Below are 18,177 nucleotides of genomic sequence, written 5' to 3'. Positions count from 1 at the left end.
TCAGTCTTGTTCCCGCGGGGGGATGATAGCGGTTTCAGGCGACGGAAATGTCGCGGTTTCGGGGGCCTCCAGCCGCGCGACGGCCTTGGCCAGGCGCGGCAGGCGGGCGCGCCGCATCAGCTCCTTGCGGGTCATGGCGCCGCCGGCGGCCCGGGCGCGCGCCTCGGTGGCCTCGATCGCGGCCAGTACGGTTTCGGGCGCCCGCAGATAAAGGTCGCGCAGGAATTCGTCGGGATGGATCGCCCTGAGCCCGACCGAGGCCAGCGTGCCGCGCGGAAAGTCGCGCAGATTCGCGGTGACGATGGCCTCGGCACCCGCCGCCAGTGCGCATTCGACCACATGCCGGTCGGCCGGATCGGGCAGGTCGAGGCCGCTTGCCCCCTGCCCCGGCGCGGCCAGCGCCTGCGGAAAGCGCGACTCCAGCAGCGCGATCTCGACCCCGGCCGCGGCACCCTGTCGGGTTGCGGCATGACGCCATTCGTCCAGGATGCGACGCGACCAGACCGGCTGGAACAGCCCCGCCGCCGCCGTGTCGATCAGGATTTCCCGCAGCACGGTCGGAAACAGCACGCAGGCGTCCAGAACCGCCTTCATCCGTCCAGCCGGAAGAACAGCGCCTTGAGATAGCCGGTCTCGGCCAGTTGCGGCAGCGTGGGATGGTCAGGGCCAGCCTGCCCGGTATGCAGCAGTTGCATCCGCCGCCCGCCCCGGCCGATGCCGCGGGCGCTGGCATTGCGGAATGCGATCAGGTCGGCGGCATGGCTGCAGGAACACAGGCCCAGATAGCCGCCCGGCGCGACCAGCGGCGCGGCCAGCTTCGCCACCCGCTCATAGGCGCGCAAGCCCGCCTCCAGCGCAGGTTTCGAGGGCGCGAAGGCCGGCGGATCGCAGATCACCAGGTCGAACTGCGCGCCCTCGGCAGCCAATGCCTCCATCTGCTCGAAGGCATCGCCCTGGCGGGTGGTCAGCCGCGCCTCGGCGCCCATGGCGCGCGCGCCGCCCCGCGCCAGTTCCAGCGCGGCGGCCGAGCCGTCGACGCAGGTGGCATGGGTGGCGCCGGCCGCCAAGGCGGCAAGGCCGAAGCCCCCGACATGCGAGAACACGTCCAGCACGCGCTGGCCCTGCGCCAGCCGCTGCGCAAAGGCATGATTCGGACGCTGGTCGTAGAACAGCCCGGTCTTTTGCCCCTGCGTCAGATCGGCCAGGTAGATCGCACCGTTCATCGGCACCTCGACGGGACCGTCGACCGCACCGGACAGGATATCGGTCCGCTCGTCCAGACCCTCCAGCGCTCGCGCCCGGCCCTGCCCGTTCAGGATGACGGTCGAGACACCCGCGACCTCGCGCAGCGCCGCGGCGATGTCCTCGACCATGCGCTCGGCCCAGGCGGCGTTGGGCTGGATCACCGCGGCATCGCCGAAACGGTCGATGATGGTGCCGGGCAGCCCGTCGGCCTCGGCATGGATAAGCCGGTAGAACGGTGCATCGAACAGCCGCGCCCGCAGCGCCAGTGCCCGTTGCAGTCGCGCGGCGATCCAGTCGCGGGTGATCTGCGCCTGCGGGTCGGGGTCCATCATCCGGGCGATGATCCGCGAATCGGGGTTTACCGTGACCAGACCCAGCGGCCGGCGTTCGGCATCCTCGAGCAGCGCAAAGCTGCCGGGCGGGATCGCCCGCGTGCGCCGGTCGGTGACCAGTTCGTCGGCAAAGACCCAGGGAAAGCCGTGGCGGATCGCCTGCGGCTTGGATTTCGGGCGCAATCGGATGATGGGCAGATCGGCGTTCATGGCGGCCTCGTGCAAAACGGGGCAGGACTGCCACGGCAGGCGCCCGCGGGCAAGAGCGGGCCGGTTGCAATGTTACCGCTAACAGGATAGATTGGCAGCAAAGGAGACGCCAGCCATGACCTTGCACGCCACCATCGACCGGGTGACCGACCGCATCCGCGAGCGTTCTGCAAAAAGCCGCAGCGCCTATCTGGCCAAGATCGCCCGCGCCGCCGAGGAAGGGCCGCGCCGCGCCCATCTGTCCTGCGGCAACCAGGCCCATGCCTATGCCGCCATGCCGGACAAGCAGGATCTCGCCACCACGCGCAAGCCGAACATCGGCATCGTCACCGCCTATAACGACATGCTCTCGGCCCATCAGCCCTATGAGCGCTATCCCGACCTGATCCGGCAGGCGGCCCATGCCGCAGGCGCTACGGCGCAGGTCGCGGGCGGCGTGCCGGCGATGTGCGACGGCGTCACGCAGGGCCGGCCGGGGATGGAGCTGTCGCTGTTCTCGCGCGATGTGATCGCGCTGGCCTCGGGCGTGGCGCTGACGCATGACACATTCGACGCGGCGCTGTATCTGGGCGTTTGCGACAAGATCGTGCCGGGGCTGATCATCGCCGCCGGCACCTTCGGCCATATCCCGGCGGTCTTCGTCCCGGCCGGTCCCATGCCCTCGGGCCTGCCGAACGACGAGAAATCCAAGGTCCGGCAGCAATTCGCCATCGGCGAGGTCGGCCGCGAGGCGCTGATGGCGGCCGAGATGGCCAGCTATCACGCGCCCGGCACCTGCACCTTCTACGGCACGGCGAACACCAACCAGATGCTGATGGAGTTCATGGGCCTGCACCTGCCCGGCTCCAGCTTCGTCAATCCGAACACGCCCTTGCGCGATGCGCTGACCAGCGCCGCGGTCCAGCGCGCGGCCGCGATTACCCGGCTGGGCAACGACTACCTGCCGGCAGGCGAGGTGCTGGACGAACGCGCCTTCGTCAACGGCATCGTCGGACTGATGGCGACCGGCGGCTCGACCAACCTGGTGCTGCACCTGCCTGCCATGGCGCGGGCGGCGGGGGTGATCCTGGACCTCGAGGATTTCCACGACCTGTCCGAGACGGTGCCGCTGATGGCCCGGGTCTATCCCAACGGGCTGGCCGACGTGAACCATTTCCATGCCGCCGGCGGCCTTGGCTACATGATCGGCCAATTGCTGGATGCCGGGCTGCTGCATCAGGACGTGCGCACCATCGCCGGCGGCGGCCTGGACCAATATGCCCACGAACCCCGGCTGAAGGACGGCCGGATCGAATGGGTCGAAGGCGCGCGCGAAACGCTGAACGACAAGATCCTGCGCCCGGCCGCCGATCCTTTCGCCCCGACAGGCGGGCTGAAGCAGCTTTCCGGCAATCTGGGCCGGGGGGTCATCAAGGTCTCGGCCGTGGCGCCCGAGCGCCATGTCATCGAGGCCCCCGTCCGGGTGTTTTCCGACCAGGAAGAGGTGAAGGCCGCCTTCAAGCGCGGCGAGTTCACCGAGGACGTGATCGTCGTCGTCCGCTTCCAGGGACCGCGTGCCAATGGCATGCCCGAACTGCATTCGCTGACCCCCACGCTGGCCGTGCTGCAAGATCGCGGCCTGCGGGTGGCGCTGGTCACGGACGGCCGCATGTCCGGCGCCTCGGGCAAGGTTCCCGCCGCGATCCATATCTCGCCCGAGGCGGCAGATGGCGGACCGCTGGCGCGGCTGCGCGACGGCGACCTGGTCCGGCTGGATGCGGTAGGCGGCACGCTGTCCTGCCTCGCCGCCGGCTTCGAGGATCGCCAGCCGGCCGAACATGACCCCTCGCATTCGGCCGAGGGATTGGGGCGCGAGTTGTTCGCCGCCTTCCGTCGCCATGTCGGGCCGGCGACCGAGGGCGCGGCGGTCGTCGTCTGACAACCGCCGCCCTTCGCCCAGCAGGCGGGCGGCATCCATCAATGCTCGCAACACGCCACGGGGCGGATGGCGATACCGTCCCGGGACTGGCCGTATCGTTGCGGCCATGATCCGCCCGGCGCACGCGCCGGCAGGCAGATCATCTGCGCCATATCGGCCATTCCCGGCAGGTCCAGCCGCATCGGCCCCGCACCCTCGGCCAGTTCCCGCAAGAACAGCACGTTCAGGCAGATATGGCCGTCATCGTCGCGAATCGGGCAAAGGCGGGCATCGGCCCGGAAGCGTCGCCCAGACTTGGCGACCTGCGCCAGCCCAGGCAAGCGCAGGTCGCACCCGCCCGGCGTCTCGAGCATGCGCCAAAGCCGGTTCGGACCCTTCTCCGAGGGGTCCAGCAGGATCGCCACCGGCCGGCCGATCAATTCCTCGCGCCGATAGCCGCACATGCCGAGATAACTCTGGTTTACCGCGACGATATGGCCCGCAAGATCGAGGATGAGCACCGCGCGATGCGTGCCCATCGCCCGCATGGCCCATTCGAGGTCGTGGTGAAGCCGCTCGATTTCAGTCATTCCGGAAAACTCCCGCAAAGGATTTCCGGCAGGATTGCCCCAATAGGCTAAGATTCCGTTAGCGCGAGAGCTTTTTCCTCAAACCTCGATCGGGGGGCCGAAGCGTTCGATCATCCGCTTGCGGATCTGGTCTCGCACAGTCCGGTAAAGCGCCAGTTTCGCCTCGCGCCCCTCTGCCAGGCCGCTGGGGTCCATGATCGGCCAGTATTCCACATCCAGATGAGAAACTCGCGTCAGTTCAAGGGCTTGCCTTTGGCTGGCCGGCGACAGGGCGATCACCAGGTCAAAGCTGGTCAGGTCGTCGCCCCAAGCCTTCATCTCCTCGAAGGAACGCGAGCGATGGGTCGAAAGCTCGATCCCGATCTCCTTGCAGACGGCGATGGCGAAGCCGTCGATCTCCATGTCGTTCTTGACCCCGGCCGATTGCACATAGGCGGCACGGCCGTAGAATTTCTTCATCATCCCCTCGGCCATGGGGGAACGGATGGCGTTATGGTCGCAGCAGAACAGCACCGAATGGGGAATCGGTCCGGCCACGAATCACCCCGGAACCAAGGCGCAGATCAGGGTGAACAGGCGCCGGGCGGTGTCGATATCGACCTCGGCCTTGCCCTCCAGCCGCTCTTGCAAGGTACGGGCGCCCTCGTTGTGAATGCCGCGCCGGGCCATGTCGATGGCTTCGATCTGTGCCGGCGGCAGGCGCTTGACCGCATCGAAATAGCTGGTGCAGATCTGGAAGTAGTCCTTGACCGTCTGCCGGAACGGGCCCAGCGACAGGTGGAACTCGGCCACCTTGCTGCCCGATTCGGTGGCGATGTCGAAAACCAGCCGCTTCTCGCGCACCGCCAGAGCCAACGCATAGGGGCCGGGGGGAACGTCCTGCCCCTCGCGGCCAGGCAAGGTGAAGCTGTTGTCTTCCAGCAAATCGAAGACCGCGACGCGCCGGTCCTGCTCGATCTCGGGCGATGGCGGCGGCAACGCACTGTCGTCGATGTCGATCCGGCACAGCCGGTTCGCGGATTGGCTCATCCCTGCCCCCCGTTCAAAACCGCCAGCCGCGCCGAGACCGAACGGCCATGCGCCGACAGCCCCTCGGACTCGGCCAGCCGCACCGCCGCCGGGCCGATCGCCGCCAGCGCCTCGGGCGAAAGCCTGGCGATGGTGCTGCGCTTGAGGAAATCCATCACCGACAGGCCGGAGGAGAACCGTGCCGAACGCGCCGTCGGCAGGACATGGTTCGGGCCGCTGACATAATCTCCCACCGCCTCGGGCGTCCAGCCGCCCAGGAAGATCGCCCCGGCATGGCGGGTCTTTTCCGCCAGTGCCTCGGGATCGTCCACGCAAAGCTCCAGGTGCTCGGGCGCCAGCCGGTCGGAAAGCGCCGCCGCCTCGTCGAGGTCGCGCGTCACGATCACCGTGCCATAGTCGCGCCAGCTCGCCCCGGCCACCTCGGCGCGCGGCAGCGCAGGCAGGATCCGCTCGACCTCGGCGACCACGGCGCGGGCCAGGGTTTCGTCCGGCGTGATCAGGATCGACTGGGCATCGGCGTCATGCTCGGCCTGCGCCAGCAGATCCAGCGCCAGCCATTCCGGGTTCTGCTCGCCTTGGGCGATGATCAGCACCTCGGATGGGCCGGCGATCATGTCGATGCCGACGCGCCCGAAAACTTGCCTTTTGGCCGCAGCCACATAGGCATTCCCCGGCCCGGTGATCTTGTCCACCGGGCGGATGGTCCGGGTGCCGTAGGCCATGGCGGCGATCGCCTGCGCGCCGCCGATGCGATAGACCTCGTCCACGCCGGCAAGCTCCGCCGCCAGCAGCACCAGCGGATTCACCACGCCGTCGGGCGTCGGCACGCAGATCACCAGCCGCTCGACCCCCGCCACGCGCGCGGGAATGGCATTCATCAGGACCGAGGAGGGATAACTCGCCTGCCCGCCCGGCACATAAAGACCGGCGGCCGAGACCGGCGTCCAGCGCCAGCCCAGCGTTGCGCCTTCGGGATCGGTCCAGCTGAGATCGTCGGGCATCTGCCGGGCGTGATAGGCCCGGATCCGGCTTGCCGCCATGGCCAGCGCGGCACGATCCTCGGCCGAGACCTTCGCCGTTTGCGCGGCGATCTCGTCCTTCGAGAAGGCCAGCGTTTCCGCCGTCAGCGCCAGACGGTCGAAACGCCCGGTCAACTCGACCAGCGCAGCATCGCCCCGGCCGCGCACATCGGCGATGATCGACGCGACGGCATCGTTCACATCGGCCGCATCCTCGCGCTTCATCGAAAGAAGCGCGGCGAAGCGTTCGGCAAAATCGGGCTGGGCGGTCGAAAGATGGATGGGCATGGGTCGGGCCTTCAATGACCCGACCTTGTTAGCGGCTGCGGGCAAGGGGCTCAAGCGGCTATGGCACTGCTGAACCTGCACGTTCAGCGCCGGTTGCATGGCGGGATTCGAGTATTTGGGGAACAGAGAAGCCAAGCTCTCTTCTTCGTTCTCCAAATACTCATGCGGCCTGGCAACGGGCGCCGTCCCCGACCGGAAGGCACGGCGGGATCAACTGTCGGGATGCTGCGGCGCGTGGCGCGAGGGCGCGACATAGGGCCGGGTCACGTCGCGCAACTCAACATTCAGGCACTCCGCCTCGACCGCCAGCGTGCCGTCGCCGGCGAATTCCAGAAGCAGCAGGCCGGTGCCGTCCTCGCCCGCCTGCCATGTCAGGGTCAGCAGTTCCAGGATCAGGTCCTTGTCCTTGCGGTCGATCCCGTCGCTCAGCACGCGGCGCACGTCGGAGACCAGCAATACCGAGCGCACCCGCTCATAGGGGCGGCCGTCGCGGCGGGCCAGTTCGGCATCCTCCCAGCGGAAGCGGTTCAAAAGCAGCGCGAGCTGCCGGTGGCGGCTGTCATAGGCGATCTCGGTCACCGGCAGGATCGCGTCCTGCGCCAGGGCCGAGATCACGGTCAGATCCTCGGCATCGCTGGCCAGAAGCGCCAGCGGCGCGGGATCGGCGTCGGTAAAGCGGGCGTCAGCCATCGGCGACCTCCTTGATGCGTTCGATATCGGCGCCGACGCCGCGCAGCTTGCGCACCACCTTTTCATAGCCGCGATCCAGGTGATAGACGCGGCTGACGATGGTTTCGCCCTCGGCAGCAAGCCCGGCAAGGATCAGGCTGACCGAGGCGCGCAGGTCGGTCGCCATCACCGGGGCACCGCGCAGCTTTTCGACGCCGTGGACGGTAGCATGGCCGCCATGCACCTCGATCCGGGCGCCCATGCGCGCGAGTTCCGGGGCATGCATGAAGCGGTTCTCGAAGATCTTCTCCTCCAGCACCGAGGTGCCCTCGGCGGTGCAAAGCAGCGCCATCATCTGCGCCTGGAGATCGGTGGGGAAGCCCGGGAAGGGTTCGGTCACCACGTCGACCGCACGCACGCGGCCGTTCTTGCGCGAAACCTTCAGCCCCCGCCCGGTCTCGACCACCTCGATGCCGGCCTCGTCGAGCTTTTCGCAGAAGGCCGCGACCAGGTCGATCCGGCCGCCAAGGCATTCGACCTCGCCTCCGCAGATCGCGGGGGCCAGCATGTATGTGCCCAGTTCGATCCGGTCGGTCACCACCGGATGCGTCGCGCCGCCAAGCGCCTGGACGCCCTCGACGGTGATGGTCGATGTTCCCTCGCCCTCGATCTGCGCGCCCATGCGGCGCAGGCATTCGGCCAGGTCCACGATCTCTGGCTCGCGCGCGGCATTGTTGATGACGGTCGTGCCCCGCGCCAGCGTCGCCGCCATCAGCGCGTTCTCGGTCGCGCCGACCGAAACCAGCGGGAAGTCGATCACCGCGCCCCTGAGCCCACCCGAAGGCGCCTTGGCATGGACATAGCCCTCGCGCAGGTCGAGATCGGCCCCCATCGCCTCGAGCGCGCGCAGGTGCAGGTCCACCGGCCGGGCGCCGATGGCGCAGCCGCCGGGCAGCGAGACCACGGCATGGCCGTCGCGCGCCAGCATCGGCCCCAGCACCAGGATCGAGGCGCGCATCTTGCGCACGATGTCGTAATCGGCCCGGTGGCTGGTCAGGTCATGGCTCGACAGCGCGAGCACCTGCCCGTCCTGGAGGCTGGCGACCTCCGCCCCCAGCGATTGCAGCAGCGCGGTCATGGTGCGGATATCCGACAGCCGCGGCGCATTGGTCAGCGTCAGCGGCTGGTCGGTCAGCAGCGTCGCCGGCATCAGCGCCAGGCAGGCATTCTTGGCGCCGGTGATCGGGATCTCGCCCTTGAGCGGCCCGTTCCCCCTTACAATGATCTGGTCCATCTATTCCTCGTTCCCGGGCGCCTGTCCGTTCGGCGGCATCTCTGGCCCGTGCTGCTCGTTCTGCGTCGTCTCGTCCGATGCCCCCGTCCGCGCACGCCCCTGTGCCTTGCGCCGCGCAAGATTGGCCCGCAGCGCGGCCTTGAGCCGCGCTTCGCGTGCATCGCCCTTGGGATCGCGGGGTGTTCTTGTCATGTCTTTCTGTTAGCGCCCTTGCCGGCTTGCGTCCAGCGGCGGCACCGTCGCCGCCGCGGCGATCGGCAACGAACGGCGAAGTTGGATTTTTTCCAACTCCCCCCTTGCACCCTTCGCCCAGTCGGTCTAAAGCCCCGCCCACGATGCTGTGGTAGCTCAGTGGTAGAGCACTCCCTTGGTAAGGGAGAGGTCGAGAGTTCAATCCTCTCTCACAGCACCATGAAAATCCCGAGATATCGAGACGGCTCTTTGCAGTTGATCCGTGCATGCGCATGGCCCTTGCGAAGGCCAGGACACGCCCATGCGGGGCCGTACATCGAAAAGCTCGCAAGGCCCGTCGGTTCCATGACTCGCACAGGAGATTGCGGAAACGGTCGAGCGTGCGGCGATCAGACGATACGACCGCGCCGGCAACCAAGGCCGCGCAATGCGCCCAGGCCGTTTTCGCAAGAAAGCCGTCAAGCCGAGCACGGCGCTGGGGATGCCAGCTTGTCCCAGCGGGCTCCCGGGATTGGATCGGCCCTGCAAAGGCAGCGTCAGCCCGCGTGGTAAGCATCGGCGCATTCGCATGGAAGACGTGATGGCTTATAAGACCGCCATCGACCGCGAACGCGAGGCCGTGCTCGACCAGCTCGTCAGCGAAGCGCAGGAACAGGGCATGGGCTACCACCGTCCATGAGCCGCTACACCGCTCTGCTGGACGCCAATGTCCTCTATCACACGTTCGTTGCCGCTATTCCGTAAGAGTCTCATTCTTTGCCCCTGTATGGGGCGATCTTGATGTCCCCGGCTCGTGCGCGCGCCTCGGCGATGTCAAAGCTGTTCTGCATCTGCATAAGGGTTTCCATTGAAACCCCGAACACCTTCTCGATGCGAATCGCCATTTCGGGCGACAAGTCAGCTCGCTCATTGAGAAGAGCAGACAAGGCGGCTCGGGTGACGCCGAGCACATCAGCAGCAGCCGTGACCGAAAGGCCCAGAGGCTCGATCACCTCGGCCCTCACAAATCCGCCGGGATGGGCGGGAGCTTTCACTCTTATGCCGGTCATAGCGTTGCCTCAGACAGACGGGTTCACCTCTGCCCGATCCAAGCGTAGCCTGCATGAGCAGAATTCCACCCACTGCTACAAGAGCACATGAGTAGCGTCAAGCGACGCTTTACAGATGTGTGTGCTTGCTATCACCACATTTGCCAAAGGCTTGCGAGTCCTCGCGCCGTCGTCCGGCGAACTTCTCTTGCTGGCCCAGAAGACACAAAAACCCGCCATTTAGCAGGTCTCACACTTGGATTTCGAGTGTTTTATGACAGAAGTGGTTGCGGGGGCCTGCAACCAACGATACTTGCGATTGGTCGAGCGCCAAATCCCGAAACTCGCCGCTTAGTGTAACTCATTGCCGTGGCTTAGGAAACCCCGTTTTCGAGGCGCTCACACTTCGCATTATTGCCAGAGGCAGGACAGGAGAGCTGCGGCCAGACAGTCTCTGAGCGGAACGACAGCCGCAACTGCGACTAGCGGAACAGCGCTTCCAGCACAGATCGGTGCTCCGCATGCTTGGCCGGGTTGTCGCTCTTCAGCTTCTCCAGATTGATCAGCTTCCAACGAACTGCAGGCAGGTCAGCCGCCCGCGGCCGTTCGATGGCATCGAAGTCGGGCGTGCCATCATGCAGGCTCAGGAGAAACGTCCTGGCCTTTTCATCAAGACGAGACCGGATGTCCGCGACCAGCCGTTTGCGGGTTTCGAGCAGGTCGTCAAGACTGACATGGACCTTCGTCATGCCTTCAAACTCCTTCGTATAAGGCTGGTCGAGGTCGATAAAGTTCGGGTTCAGAAGTTCATGCGCGGGACGCGATGAGCAGGCGATATAGATCAGGAAGGTCCGGAACAGATCCTCTGTCAGACCTTCATTCTCGTACAGCAGCTTGATGTCATAGAGGTCACGCGGATGCTGGCGGTCCACTGCGGCATGCAACTTGCCTCCGAACAGATCCTCGAAGGAAACCACCTGCATCTCTGCATAGCCGAATTCGTCCTCAACCGCATCTGACACCGGGCGCATCTCGGGATCGTGGACGGCGCCACGCATGACCGGCGAGGTCTCGATCTTGATCTCGGCACCACCCAGTCGAACGAGAACACGGGTGGCGCCGCCTCCCCCGCCTTGGATGCGTTGCGTCTTCACGCCGGCTATGCTGCCTTCGACGGCGGCGGCGATGCGATCCATTGCCTCGTTGATCTCAGCGAGGCTTTCACGGCGATCCTTGATCGGCAGGTAGGTCAGATCGATATCGACCGACAGGCGGGGCAGATCGCGGTAGAACAGGTTGATCGCCGTGCCGCCCTTGAGCGCGAATGCCCTTTCCTTCGCGACATGCGGGAGCACGCGCACGAGCAACGCGACCTGAGCTTCATAGTCCTCACGCGCCATCGTCAGCCTCGGTCTTTGCGAATTCCTCCGGCACCACGATCCGGTACCGCGGGTGTATCCTGCCGCCCTCGACTAGAGCCCGGTCGCCGCTGCCGAGGTCGAATTTCTCGGGATCGAGGCGCTTGCGCCAGGGGTGATCGTGGCGATCAGCGAAGACGAAGAACAGCCGCCTCACCTTAATCTTCCTGCAACTGTACAGCAGCGCCGACAGCATTTTCGGCCGCAGCGTCGTCAGGCTCTCGAATACCATGTCGAGGTTGTGGAAGCTTTCATGGTCGGGCAGCTCATCGATAGCTTCGAGGATTGCCCGTTCGGGAGACGACATCCTGAGCTGCCAGTCCCAAGGAAGGGTTTGCCCGGCATCCGTGGTATCATCGGGAAGGCCCAGCTTCGGATCGTCAAAGAGGGACCTGCTGTGCGTCTCGATCGGCGCGTTCAGCGGCAGCTTCGAAAGCCAGTTCGGTATGACTTCACCATAGATCCATACCGGGGCGTTACCGCCCAGCCGCAGGTAGTGGCCGTAACCCTGCTGGGCGAGCGCCGTCATGCCACCGACATGGACATCGTGACCCATGATGTGCTGGACTGAGAGCAGGCAGATCTTCCAGTCGATCGTATCCGAAGCAGAAGTGCCCAGAAACGGGCGACGGAAAACGCCTCGGGTCAGACGCTCGAGCCAGCCGCGCTTGACGTAGTCACGAAAGGTCTCGTAGGCGATGCCATGCGCGGTGAGCCATGCCGCATCGACCAGATACCCGGAGGGCACTGCATCAAGGACCTTCTTCAGGTTTTGCGCTCGTTCGGCCACCATGACGCTTATGATGGCATATTTTCAAAGCAGACGCCACGGGTCTCTTTAAGAAACATCTAACTACAGTGTTCTAGACCCTCCAACCAAGGGTTTCTCAAGGAATGCTCCGGCGTACGACACCCCTGCAGACCAGAACATAACGGTGCGAGTCGAAAAGATCGACAGGTCTTCCCGCCACGTCGATCAGATCGACATATGCCACAGATAATCTTGCCACTCCGCTGACCGCATGTAAGAGCCGAACATCACAACGGCTTGCGGATCGCGCACCTCCGGCTCGGGCTCGAGCGTGCCGATGAATGGAACGACCTTGTGCCACGAGTAAGAGATGCCAAGCCGATCAAGTGCATCGGCCAGCTTCTGCGTGTCCTCGAACTGCTGAAGTATCCACTGCATGCCGTTTCGTATCCCATGCCGCGACAGTTCGCTTGAGAGCATATAAGCGCCGCGAAGCCAACGACCACTCCGGGCGCTGCGCAAAAACGTGGCTCCGGCCAACTCCCAGATTGCGCAGATGTTCGGCCGGGTATGCCCATCGCGGCGCCTACGTGAACGCAATGATCACGGAAGTCGCGCTGGACTGTCTTCTCGATCCACCGGCACAATCTTTCAGTCGCGTATTCGTCGCGTCGCCGCGCCGCATCGAGTCACTTGGCGGGCAGCTGACCGAAGGCTGGCGCTCCGCTTTTGGCGAATTTGAAGAGGGCGTTCGGACGGTCGATCGGCCTTGGCCTTCCGCTGATTGTGCGGCTTGCGGACTTGAGCTTCTCGACGAAGATGCTTGATGCTGGGCGTTCATTGAACTTCCCAGACCTCAGCCGACCAGCGGCAGCGTGGGGGCTGGGTGGGCGTTAAGCGCTAATCGAACCGTGTAGGGATGACCGCTTTATCCGACGAGATCCCTTTCTTTCCTCGGCGCCGCTCACCTCAGCGCCACAATTTCCAGAAGGGTGTCTTCTCAACTCTGCGAAGATGAAGCGTACCATCCCGGTGCGTATCGGTAAAATAATCGCCTTCCAGCGACGGCTGTGGTGCGTCAGCCCATCGGACGACCGCGAGGCCTCTATAGGCCTCTCCACCACCGACCACACCCTCTTTGCGGCGGTTCAGGTAGACATAGAACAAGCGGTACCTGTCGAAATCTGGGTCCTTTTCGGCATGAACCGCAAGTGTTGCGGACGTCGACTCGTCTGAGTCAAGCAGGAACTTGATACCGAATAAGGTGTGCTTGGCTTCCATCGTGACGGGCTTGGCACAAGGATTCTGGTTCTTATCAACGTAGCGGACCTCGCCTTGCCAACACCCGCCCAGGTATGGAAAAATCATCGATTGCAGCATAGGCAGCCAGCGCCATCCCGCGTAGAGAAGCACTACTGCAGCAAGAGAAAGGGACGATGCCCAACGCACAACCAGTCGACCGGCTTCAAAGGTCTCGCCAGCATCCATCTGGCCGACGTCGAAAGCCCCTAAGACATGTCATCCGCGCCGAGGCGGGTTCAGTTACGTGACCTGCCCCTGAATTTTTATCCAGCGGCAGATCATACACCCTTTAGAACCTTACTCCACCAACAATTAACTCAGGTGCCAGCGGGATGGCATTATCATTGAGACGCTTACGCAGTGTGTCACGATCCGGAGGCGCGTAATCGTAGGGACTAGCGAGTTCCCGCTCGACGGCTTGGGCCAGATCGGTCAATTCACTGGACAGCTTCAACAGACCCTCCCACTTCGCGGTTCCGTCCAAGATTCGCCTTGTTCCGTCCGGGGTCATGAGGGAGGTGGCTCTTACGCGGTCGCGTGATAATTCATCGAACCAGCGCTCGACGCCCGACAGTATCATCAAATCTCGTGCAACCAGATGTGTGACGTAATGATTGGGGCAATGGTAGATTAGACTACCGATATCGTAGCTGCTAAGCGCAATCTCGGCCTCTGCATCGTTCTTAACGTTCTTCGCGAGACGGATGCCCATGCGGGCTCCCTCATTAGTTTGGCGAGCTTTAGAGGTAATCTCAGCAATGTAGACGAATGGATAGTTGCTGATATGCTCGCGAGTATATTTGTTGACGATCTGTATGCCCCTGTGCGCATCTACCAGCGTTCTCTGGTAATTCACAGTATCCAGCCAGTTGGAAGGCACAACATCCACCTTTCGCCGGAATGCTCCGTCGGAAAGTTGAATGGATTTGGCGGGGGATTTATCGACGGTGGCTCCCCAGAAGCGTCGCTCTAAAATCTCTTCGGATTTCGATCGGAGGAACAGAACATCGTCCACCAATTGGCCCCGACCAGTATAGGGAAGGTAGCTCTTGCGGCTCCCTTCGCAGCTTTCGTAGCGCAGGTAGCAACCCTCAATGACGAGCAGATCAACATCGCTAACACCGCGAATGTGGACATTGAGCGGAACCGATCCCTGTAATCGAAAGTTCGGAAAAAGCCCTTCAGCTTCCAGTCCTTCCTTAAGGTTCCTCTCAACCTTCTGGGCTTCCTCATGCGAAATCTGTGTAGACCGTGGATCGACCTCCTGCATGGCACCGAGAACATATTTCGTCGCCTTGTTGGCAGAGCGTTTTTCATAGGATTCCCCGAAGCCCCGCGAAGCCAGAACCGTATTCTGATCGTCCATCCGACGAGTGCGCAGACGCGCCAGTCTTTCGTCAAAATTACGCGGCATCGGGGGCTCTCCTCTTCAAATTCATAGTCCCGTGCGTGAAGCGGCCGCCGCCGTTGAAATAGCTGCCCTCGGCCGACTGAAGATCGGGTTCAAACAGAAGTTCGCAATGGCCGATATGGGCCTGAAGGTCTGGCTCTCCCGGCTTCGGCTGGTTCCTGTAGCTGTAGATGAGTCTGTAACGGCGTCCTTCTGGGATGAGAGCTGCCGAGATACTGTACGATCCGCTCTGAGCTGTGCGCAGGCAGACGAAAATCTTCTCATATTTCTGGGTGATTTCAATCTGCCCGGACCACCGCCATTTCGGCTGGGAGCCCTGGTCATAAGACACTCCCTCAAGCAACCACGTTCCAGAAATATCCGGGATGCCAACAGCGGAGCGGACCCCCCTCCAACGCCATCCGAACCTGTCGAACACGAAAAACATGGCCCCGAAAACGGCAGCACCCGTGACAGGCCAGAGAACGATTTCTGGCAGGCTCAGGTATCCGGCATCGCGGGCGACAGTCATGAGAAGGCCCACGCCGACTGCCAAACCACCGGCAATTGTTCCGGCGAAGAAGGCTATGTACATGCCGACCCTTGATCGGCTGTGACCAACGACTGAATACTCGTGCTCGGACAAGACGCACCTCTCATAATGGACCCATCTTGCGGGTAGAGCCCTTTGAGCCTCAACATCTAGCAGTGTTCGGTAAAATTTTCAACGGAACAACGGGGCGTATTCATTATTTGTTCTGAATGTATCGGACACTATCTACCGCCTGCCGTTCGGACATTTTCACGATGAGGCTTGGGAATCTGAGCCGACCCACGGCCGTGTGGAGAGGAGCTTGGTCTTGATATAAAATAAATGTCGACTTTCGATGGGGCCGTATGGTCGCTTCGACTCTGCGTAGAAGGTCCGTTTATGCCAGCGGATTTTGGGCAGGTGGTTTTTCTCGATGGGACACAGGTACGGGCTCACGATGGACGCCGGACCCATTCATCGGAACGGGGAACAAACTATGTGCGACTATATCGGTCTGAACGTATCTCTGAAGGAAACGGCGATTTCCGTGCGACGGAACGGCCGACGGGTCTGGCGCAGCAAATACCCCTCGGATCCGGGAGCAATCGCTGCAATTCTGCGGCGGCTCGCACCAAATGCAAAGCGGGTTGTGTTTGAGACCAGCCCATTGTCGGTCTGGTTCTGTCATGCCCTGAGCACCGAAGGCATTCCGACGATCTGCGTCGACGTTAGGCATGCAAAGACCGTGCTGGACATGGCCCCGAACGAGATCGACACTAATGACGCCGACGGCTTGGCCCAGTTAGCCGAGATCGGCTTCGACCGCGAGGTCCGCGTGAAAGGCGGAACCCCGCCGATCTCGCCCCTTGTCGCGAGATATCCCGCGCTTTTCCAGTATTTTTACGCCACCCTACGTGGATGCCGCCGCGCAGTGCTCCCTGCAGCAGGCGCGGCAGCGCCGGTTTACGCTGTGCTGCGCCGAGGCTTGATGCGATGCGCCCGAACCCGCCTGTGATTTCGCCCTTCCCTGCGCCACGCTCGTGTTGGCGCGGATCCTGCCGCGCGGGAAGCGGAACGGGGCGATGGCACGGCGGAGGCAGACAGTTGCGGAACGGCTCCGGGTGGTCGCAGAACCGGCCCGGGATTCTGCCGCGCCCCTGCCCTCCCCGGACCGGCGCCTTGCGGACCTGGTCCGCCTGCTGGCCCGACACGCGGCACGGGAGTTCGTCGAAGCCGAGGAGCGCGAGAATCTCAAACACCGCCCCGACTGAACAGGAGGCCTGCACATGAGAGTCGCCATCTACGCCCGCTATTCCTCCGATCAGCAGCGCGATGCGTCCATTGCCGACCAGTTCCGCATGTGCCGGCTGCGGGCGGAGAAGGAAGGCTGGCAGGTGGTCGAGGAATATTCCGACCATGCGATTTCGGGCTCCAGCATGATCCAGCGTCCCGGCCTCCAGGCGCTGATCATGGATTCCGCGCGCGGCCGCTTCGACATGGTGCTGGCCGAAGCACTGGACCGGGTCAGCCGCGACCAGGAGGACATCGCCGGCATCTACAAGCGCATGCGCTATGCCGATGTGAAGATGTTCACGCTGTCGGAGGGCGAGATCAGCGAGTTGCATGTCGGGCTGAAGGGCACGATGAACGCGCTGTTCATCAAGGACCTGGCCGACAAGACCCGCCGCGGGTTGCGCGGCCGGGTCGAGGACGGCAAGTCCGGCGGCGGCAATTCCTACGGCTACAACGTGGTCAAGAAGTTCGACGCCAGCGGCGAGCCGATCCGCGGCGACCGGATGATCAACGCGGTGCAGGCCGCCGTCATCCGCCGCATCTTCGCCGATTACGACAGCGGGCTCTCGTCGCGCACCATCGCCATGGCGCTGAACCGCGAGGGCGTGCCCGGACCGATGGGCCGGGAATGGGGGCCGTCGACCATCCACGGCAACCGCGAGCGCGGCACCGGCATCCTGCACAACGAGCTTTATGTCGGCCGGCTGGTCTGGAACCGGCTGCGCTACGTCAAGGATCCCGACACCGGCAGGCGGGTGTCGCGGCTGAACCCGGAAAGCGAATGGGTGGTCCAGGACGTGCCAGACCTGCGCATCGTCGACCAGGCGCTCTGGGACGCGGTGAAGGCCCGGCAGGGCGAACTGGCCTTCTCGACCCGCAGCCGGCTGGAGGGCAATCCGCTGAACGACCGACGGCGCCCGAAGCACCTCTTCGCCGGCCTGGTCAAATGCGGCTGCTGCGGCGGTGGCTATTCGATGATCTCGAAGGATCTCCTGGGCTGCTCGACGGCGCGCAACAAGGGCACCTGCGACAATCGCGTCAACATCCGCCGCGACGCGCTCGAGGCCTCGGTCCTCAACGGGCTCAAAAAACACCTGATGGAGCCGGAGCTGTTCCGTGAGTTCTGTGCCGAGTTCACCCGGGAGGTGAACCGGCTGCGGATGGAGCGTGGCGCCGATCTGGAGGTCGCACGCCGGGAACTGGACAAGATCGGCAGGCAGATTTCCCAGATCATCGAGGCGATCACCGACGGCATGTATCACCCCTCGATGAAGGAGAAGATGACCAAGTTGGAGGCCCGCAAGGCCGAGGCGACGGAGAAGCTGGCCAATGCCGACGAGCCGCCGCCCCTGCTGCACCCGAACATGGCGGCGCTCTATGCCCAACGCATCACCGAGCTTTCCGAGAACCTGCAGCACGAGGACAGCCGCGCGCAAGCGGCGGAGATCCTGCGCTCGCTGGTCGATCAGGTGACGCTGTTGCCGGAGGAGGGCGAGTTGGCCATCGTGCTGCGCGGCGACCTCGGCGCCATCCTGCGCTTCGCGGCGGGAAAGAAGGATCCGGATTTCCTGTCGGAGGCCGAGGCGCTGGACAATCTTCTGGGTCAGATGGCGGTATCGCGGAAGCCGGGGCGTACAAAAGCAAAAACCTCCGCGCTTAATGCTACGGAGGTTTCGCAATTATCGTTGGTTGCGGGGG

The 18,177-nt window shown here is 63.8% G+C and carries 19 protein-coding genes, 1 tRNA gene and 1 pseudogene; 5 read left to right on the top strand and 16 right to left on the bottom strand.

Annotation, left to right across the window (positions count from 1 at the left end):
- Both BLT64_RS03800 and BLT64_RS03795 read right to left on the bottom strand, forming a co-directional pair.
- Entirely contained in the window at window positions 1-594 is a 594-nt protein-coding gene (locus BLT64_RS03800; RefSeq protein ID WP_011748242.1) for an RSP_2648 family PIN domain-containing protein, read from the bottom strand.
- Window positions 591-1,787, bottom strand: a complete 1,197-nt coding sequence (locus BLT64_RS03795) for an RSP_2647 family RNA methyltransferase (protein WP_011748243.1) — start codon at window positions 1,785-1,787, stop codon at window positions 591-593. The genes BLT64_RS03800 and BLT64_RS03795 overlap by 4 nt, the downstream gene beginning before the upstream one ends.
- A 115-nt stretch (window positions 1,788-1,902) precedes the next feature.
- Here BLT64_RS03795 and edd point away from each other — a divergent pair, with 115 nt between their 5' ends.
- Window positions 1,903-3,705, top strand: a complete 1,803-nt coding sequence (gene edd / locus BLT64_RS03790; RefSeq protein WP_011748244.1) for a phosphogluconate dehydratase — start codon at window positions 1,903-1,905, stop codon at window positions 3,703-3,705.
- A 38-nt stretch (window positions 3,706-3,743) separates the two neighbouring features.
- Here the strand turns inward: edd and BLT64_RS03785 are convergent, their stop codons facing one another.
- The 7 genes from BLT64_RS03785 to BLT64_RS03755 form a co-directional block, all read right to left on the bottom strand.
- Window positions 3,744-4,274 carry a PAS domain-containing protein gene (locus tag BLT64_RS03785; protein ID WP_011748245.1) on the bottom strand — a complete coding sequence of 177 codons (531 nt, stop codon included), beginning with the start codon at window positions 4,272-4,274 and terminating at the stop codon, window positions 3,744-3,746.
- Window positions 4,275-4,352: 78 nt separating this feature from the next.
- Window positions 4,353-4,811, bottom strand: coding sequence for an arsenate-mycothiol transferase ArsC (locus BLT64_RS03780; RefSeq protein ID WP_011748246.1), 459 nt, complete (start codon window positions 4,809-4,811; stop codon window positions 4,353-4,355).
- Window positions 4,812-4,814: 3 nt separating this feature from the next.
- The gene (locus BLT64_RS03775; RefSeq protein WP_011748247.1) at window positions 4,815-5,303 is read right to left on the bottom strand and encodes a UPF0262 family protein; all 489 of its coding nucleotides are present in this window, start codon (window positions 5,301-5,303) and stop codon (window positions 4,815-4,817) included.
- Window positions 5,300-6,610 (bottom strand): histidinol dehydrogenase, encoded by a 1,311-nt coding sequence (gene hisD, locus BLT64_RS03770; protein ID WP_011748248.1) that lies wholly within the window; start codon window positions 6,608-6,610, stop codon window positions 5,300-5,302. Before hisD ends, BLT64_RS03775 begins: the two co-directional genes overlap by 4 nt.
- A 210-nt stretch (window positions 6,611-6,820) precedes the next feature.
- Window positions 6,821-7,300, bottom strand: a complete 480-nt coding sequence (locus tag BLT64_RS03765; RefSeq protein WP_011748249.1) for a DUF2948 family protein — start codon at window positions 7,298-7,300, stop codon at window positions 6,821-6,823.
- Window positions 7,293-8,573 carry a UDP-N-acetylglucosamine 1-carboxyvinyltransferase gene (gene murA / locus BLT64_RS03760; RefSeq protein ID WP_011748250.1) on the bottom strand — a complete coding sequence of 427 codons (1,281 nt, stop codon included), beginning with the start codon at window positions 8,571-8,573 and terminating at the stop codon, window positions 7,293-7,295. Before murA ends, BLT64_RS03765 begins: the two co-directional genes overlap by 8 nt.
- A complete protein-coding gene (locus BLT64_RS03755; protein WP_041529909.1) occupies window positions 8,574-8,765 on the bottom strand; it encodes a hypothetical protein in 192 nt (63 codons plus the stop codon). It abuts the gene before it with no gap.
- A gap of 145 nt (window positions 8,766-8,910) precedes the next feature.
- Between BLT64_RS03755 and BLT64_RS03750 the strand changes: the two genes are divergently transcribed.
- Window positions 8,911-8,985: transfer RNA gene (locus tag BLT64_RS03750), tRNA-Thr, on the top strand.
- Between the two features lie 529 nt (window positions 8,986-9,514).
- On the opposite strand, the gene BLT64_RS03740 is transcribed toward BLT64_RS03750, so the two are convergent.
- The 4 genes from BLT64_RS03740 to BLT64_RS03725 form a co-directional block, all read right to left on the bottom strand.
- Window positions 9,515-9,814 (bottom strand): HigA family addiction module antitoxin, encoded by a 300-nt coding sequence (locus tag BLT64_RS03740; RefSeq protein ID WP_011748252.1) that lies wholly within the window; start codon window positions 9,812-9,814, stop codon window positions 9,515-9,517.
- 461 nt (window positions 9,815-10,275) lie between these two features.
- The gene (locus tag BLT64_RS03735; protein ID WP_011748253.1) at window positions 10,276-11,193 is read right to left on the bottom strand and encodes a nucleotidyl transferase AbiEii/AbiGii toxin family protein; all 918 of its coding nucleotides are present in this window, start codon (window positions 11,191-11,193) and stop codon (window positions 10,276-10,278) included.
- Window positions 11,183-12,004 (bottom strand): type IV toxin-antitoxin system AbiEi family antitoxin, encoded by an 822-nt coding sequence (locus tag BLT64_RS03730; RefSeq protein ID WP_011748254.1) that lies wholly within the window; start codon window positions 12,002-12,004, stop codon window positions 11,183-11,185. The genes BLT64_RS03735 and BLT64_RS03730 overlap by 11 nt, the downstream gene beginning before the upstream one ends.
- A gap of 183 nt (window positions 12,005-12,187) precedes the next feature.
- Window positions 12,188-12,400, bottom strand: a complete 213-nt coding sequence (locus BLT64_RS03725; protein ID WP_036758785.1) for a hypothetical protein — start codon at window positions 12,398-12,400, stop codon at window positions 12,188-12,190.
- Between the two features lie 161 nt (window positions 12,401-12,561).
- On the opposite strand from BLT64_RS03725, the gene BLT64_RS03720 reads away from it, so the two are divergent.
- Window positions 12,562-12,789 carry a hypothetical protein gene (locus BLT64_RS03720; protein ID WP_175474400.1) on the top strand — a complete coding sequence of 76 codons (228 nt, stop codon included), beginning with the start codon at window positions 12,562-12,564 and terminating at the stop codon, window positions 12,787-12,789.
- 142 nt (window positions 12,790-12,931) lie between these two features.
- Here BLT64_RS03720 and BLT64_RS03715 read toward each other — a convergent pair whose 3' ends face one another.
- The 3 genes from BLT64_RS03715 to BLT64_RS03705 form a co-directional block, all read right to left on the bottom strand.
- Window positions 12,932-13,450: a Cap15 family cyclic dinucleotide receptor domain-containing protein gene (locus BLT64_RS03715; RefSeq protein ID WP_011748257.1), complete on the bottom strand. Its 519-nt coding sequence runs from the start codon at window positions 13,448-13,450 to the stop codon at window positions 12,932-12,934.
- Between the two features lie 103 nt (window positions 13,451-13,553).
- The gene (locus tag BLT64_RS03710; protein ID WP_011748258.1) at window positions 13,554-14,678 is read right to left on the bottom strand and encodes a nucleotidyltransferase-like protein; all 1,125 of its coding nucleotides are present in this window, start codon (window positions 14,676-14,678) and stop codon (window positions 13,554-13,556) included.
- The gene (locus BLT64_RS03705; RefSeq protein ID WP_011748259.1) at window positions 14,668-15,249 is read right to left on the bottom strand and encodes a Cap15 family cyclic dinucleotide receptor domain-containing protein; all 582 of its coding nucleotides are present in this window, start codon (window positions 15,247-15,249) and stop codon (window positions 14,668-14,670) included. The genes BLT64_RS03710 and BLT64_RS03705 overlap by 11 nt, the downstream gene beginning before the upstream one ends.
- 433 nt (window positions 15,250-15,682) lie before the next feature.
- Between BLT64_RS03705 and BLT64_RS03700 the strand changes: the two are divergent.
- A pseudogene (locus BLT64_RS03700) lies at window positions 15,683-16,030 on the top strand (IS110 family transposase); the annotation flags it as partial.
- A gap of 442 nt (window positions 16,031-16,472) precedes the next feature.
- Window positions 16,473-18,177 (top strand): recombinase family protein (locus BLT64_RS03690; RefSeq protein WP_074810365.1); only part of this gene is annotated, 1,705 nt, incomplete at its 3' end.

The sequence above is a fragment of the Paracoccus denitrificans genome (assembly GCF_900100045.1).
Taxonomy (GTDB): Bacteria; Pseudomonadota; Alphaproteobacteria; order Rhodobacterales; family Rhodobacteraceae; genus Paracoccus; species Paracoccus denitrificans.
This window is presented reverse-complemented; position numbering and strand designations above follow the sequence as displayed.